Annotated in this window: 3 protein-coding genes and 1 pseudogene; all 4 read right to left on the reverse strand. The window is 68.3% G+C overall.

Going from position 1 to position 3,943, the window contains the following annotated elements:
- Window positions 1-1,155, reverse strand: a 1,155-nt coding sequence (locus ACK5NO_RS00950) for a glycosyl hydrolase 2 galactose-binding domain-containing protein (RefSeq protein ID WP_416810794.1), incomplete at its 3' end; no start/stop codon positions are given.
- Between the two features lie 107 nt (window positions 1,156-1,262).
- Window positions 1,263-2,174: a PfkB family carbohydrate kinase gene (locus ACK5NO_RS00955; RefSeq protein WP_416810795.1), complete on the reverse strand. Its 912-nt coding sequence runs from the start codon at window positions 2,172-2,174 to the stop codon at window positions 1,263-1,265.
- A complete protein-coding gene (locus ACK5NO_RS00960; RefSeq protein WP_416810796.1) occupies window positions 2,171-3,430 on the reverse strand; it encodes an AGE family epimerase/isomerase in 1,260 nt (419 codons plus the stop codon). The genes ACK5NO_RS00955 and ACK5NO_RS00960 overlap by 4 nt, the downstream gene beginning before the upstream one ends.
- Window positions 3,423-3,943 (reverse strand): annotated as a pseudogene (locus tag ACK5NO_RS00965) (hypothetical protein); the annotation flags it as partial. The pseudogene ACK5NO_RS00965 and the gene ACK5NO_RS00960, both read right to left, overlap by 8 nt.

Below are 3,943 nucleotides of genomic sequence, written 5' to 3' on the forward strand. Positions count from 1 at the left end.
CAACACGCCCAGTTCGTCGCACAGGTCGTAGAAGTCGTCGGACTCCACGACGCCGCCGCCCCAGACCCTCAGCATGTTCGCGCCCGTGGCCACCGCCTGCTCGATCAGCGCACGCAGGTGCTCCCGCGAGATCCGCTCCGGAAGGACGTCCGCTGGAATCCAGTTGAACCCGCGGCACCACACCCGGGAGCCGTTGACATGAATCTCGAACGAGGTCCCCACCTCATCGGGCTCCTGCACCAACTCCACCGTACGAAAGCCCATGCGCCGCACGACGGTGTCGAGAACGGCACCGTCGGCGCCCAGGGCCGTGACCTCGACGTCGTACAGCGGTTGGTCGCCACGCTCGCGCACATCCCAGCGCAGTGCCCCGGGAACATCAAACGAGAACCCGGCACGCGCATCGGCCGCGGTGAGGACGTGGGACACGGTGGTCGCTCGATCGAGGTCTCGTACGGCAAGCCGACACGCGTCCACCTCCCCCTCGAACTGCAGGTGACCCTCGAGCACTGCGCCGTCGCTCCATAGCGCCGACAGCCTCGATGCGGAGATACGCGCGATGGGAGTGCGCTCAAGGACCACCGAGCGATAGAGACCGGCCGTCATAGTCGTCGGCCCCCAGTCCCACCCAAACGAGCAGGCCATCTTGCGCACCTGGTTGTAAGGAATGGGATACAGCTCGGAGTGCGGGTACCACTGCTGCGCCTCCCGCTGCCACGCGATCGGCTCGACGGGGTCAAACTCCACCTCGATGTCCCATTGCCCCGCGGTGCCGTCGACCCCCAGATCGAGTTCCCAGCGATGAAACATGTCGTCGGTGCGCAGCAGTTCGACCCCGTCGACGCGCACGGTCGCGAACGTATCGACTCCCTCGAACACGAGCCGGACCCGCGAACCGTCGCCCAGCCGCGCAAGCGTGGTGCGATAACTCCACATCGACGATGCCACCCAGGCGACGTCCTGCTCGACGGCGTCGACCGTGACATCGCCTGCGAGGCCAAGCTCGATCAGTCGCCCCAGCACGCTGCTCGGGGCGCCGATCGTCACGCCTTCGCTCAGCGCAGCGACCGCACCCGCGGGGGCATCGGCAGCAGGCTCAATCAGGTGCAAGGTCCATGCGCACGCGGGCGTGCGAGTAGTACCAGTGAGGGTCATGTGTGCTCATCTTCCCGTCACGTGCGCCCCCCGCGGCATTGCAAGGGGCCCGCCTTGGCGGCCCCTCGACACTATCGCGCGAGCACCCACCCGCCGACCAAGGAGACTTACCCCTCGTGATCGAGTTCCGCGGCCGTGGGCGGGTTGGCTCCGGCTCGCGACACGGTGATCGCAGCGGCACGTGCGGCGCGTTCGACCGCCCCCATCAACCGATAGGCCGATGCCTGCGAGAGCGAAGCCGCGCCGTCGACTCCCAGTATCCCGTCACGCAAGAGTCCATCGAGCAGAGCCGCCATATAGGAATCCCCGGCTCCCACGGTGTCCACCACGTCGACTGTCACGGGTGCCACCTTGGCAACCTGGCCTCCCGCGCACACCAGGGAGCCTTCGGCGCCCATGGTGGCCACCACGAGTGATGGGCCCGCCTGCGCCCACCCTCGCAGGGCGTCCTCGACGCCGAGGCCCGGATACAGCCATGCCAGGTCCTCATCGCTGGCCTTGACCACGTGTGACAACCGGACAATGGCCTCGGTGCGAGCGACAACTTGCGCATGATCACCCAAGAGCGCCGCCCGGATGTTGGGGTCGTAACTGACCGTCGCGTGTGGCGCCATGGTGCGCAGGAGGTCCGCAACGGCGGCCGCTCCAGGTTCGAGGTGCGATGCGATCGATCCCGTGTGGACGTGGTCACCGGCCAGTGGCCCTAGCGCACCGAGCGTCCAGTCGATGTCAAAGTCGTAGTGAGCAGAACCATCTGGTTGGAGCACGGCCCGGGCCGTGGGGGTGCTCCGGCTTGACGGCGCCACGACCGTGGTGACGTCCGCGGCGGCGAGATGGGCGAGCATCGTGGCCCCCGCCTCGTCCGGTCCTAGTTCCGTCACGAGCGTCGCCTGTTGGCCGAGCCGCGCGAGACCGACAGCTACGTTGGCGGGGCTGCCCCCCGCGTGAGCCACCACCTCCCCGGTGGCGGACTCGACGATGTCAAGCACGCTCTCACCGACCACAAGAACGGCACTCATGCGCGGTGCTCCTGACGCTGGGCCAGGGCAGCCGCAAACGACGGGACGAGCGGGACCGTGGGCATCAAGGCAGCTTGATACGCATGGTAGACGTCTGGTTTGCCCGGCCAGACCTCGGCCGAGGGCTGGTTCACGCGGTCCAACTCGTGCCGCCAGGAGCCGCACGAGCGGTCCACGAGGTAGTCCTCGACATAGCGCCACCAGGCCTGCGCGTCCTCAAGGTAGCGCCGCTCACCCGTGGCATCGGCGAGCGCCACCGCCGCGTTGATCGCCTCGGCCACCACCCAGTGCATGCGCTCGTGAACCACCGGTTGGCCTTGCCAGTCGGTCGTGTACACGAAGCCCGGCGCCCCGTCGGCGTCCCAACCGTCGCTGACGGCCTGGCCAAACAGCTGGATGGCCGCGTCGCGTAGCCCGGCCGGGGCACGGTCACCGAGGGTTTCGTCGACCGCAAGGATGAGCCGTGCCCACTCCAGTCCGTGGCCCACCGTCGCGCCGTAGGGGCGGAACGGATGGGCGGGCTGGTCCCGATGGTGCTCAAGGACTGGCTTCCACGTGGCGTCGAAGTGCTCAGGGATGCGCCACGAGTTGTCCTGTGCCCACGCGGCCACGCGGGCACAGATCCGCGCTGCCCTCTCGTGCCACGCGCCGTCGCCCGTCACGTCGCCTGCGGCGAGGTAGGCCTCCACTGTGTGCATGTTCGCGTTGATGCCGCGGTACTCGTCGAGCGTGACCCAGGACTCGTCCCATTCCTCAAGCGACAGCCCCTCGGCGTCATCCCAGAACCGTGTCAGCGACACCTCGAGCGCCTCCGTGAGCAGCGCCGATGCGCCCTCCACTCCCGCGGCCGCCGCGGACGAGGCGGCTAGCACCACAAACGCATGGCCGTAAGCCTGCTTGGCACCGTTGATCACGGCACCACCGCGCACGGCGGCGTACCAGCCGCCGTGCGCGTGGTCCTTTAACGCACCCTGGAGCGAAGCGACGCCGTGCCCGACCCACTCGTGCAGCGTGTCGGCGTCAGGTCCCCCCTCTGCCGCAGGCTCGCCGGCCAGCAGCCCGAGCGCGGCCACGTGTGTCATTCGGCAGGTGATCCACAGTTCCACCGGACGGGAACCATCCACTTTGCCGGTGTCAGTCAGCCATCCAAAGCCATCGTCGACGCGTGCGCCAGTCATGAACTTCAGCAGGTCCGCCCGCATGGCAGCCAGATACTCCGGTGAGCCAGGAACCCATGCCTCGTGCGCCTCAGTCACGCGCGCCCTCCACAACCTCCAGAGGCGTACCTGACGTCAGCAGGCCGGCCCACGTGGCAGGGTCAAGGTCGATGTTGCCCACGCCGGCCACGGTCAACGTGGCATGCTCTCCAGGAAGCAGGGTAAGCAACTGGTGGTCGACGATGGCGTCGGGCAGGTTGGGGTGGGTCTCTGCCAGCAGTGCCAGGTCTCGCACCAGTGTATGGGCCGTGATGGCTACCGTCGCCGTCGCACCGTCACCACTCACGCTGTCGACACTCACGATCGCGGTGGGATGGGCCAGTTCGAGGTCGGGCAGCACCCACCGCACGCCGCGCAGACCGTCAGCATCGACCACGACGGCCGCCGCGCCAGCGGGCACCGACTCGGGCTCGATGACCAGGTGGCCGTCGGCGGCGACCGTGACGTGCTGGTGCTGCTCGTGGAACACCTGGCCGGCCTCGTCGACCACCCGCGTGCGCACCTGGACCTGCCATGGCTGCGGCAGGTCGTTGACCAGGGTCAGCCCAGTCG

Origin of the sequence: Demequina sp. (genome assembly GCF_047975725.1) — a bacterium.
Classification (GTDB): Bacteria; Actinomycetota; Actinomycetes; order Actinomycetales; family Demequinaceae; genus Demequina.

Coding starts and splice junctions, on each gene's coding strand:
- ACK5NO_RS00955 (WP_416810795.1), bottom strand. CDS start 2,174: ATGAGTGCCGTTCTTGTGGTCGGTGAGAGCGTGCTTGACATCGTCGAG.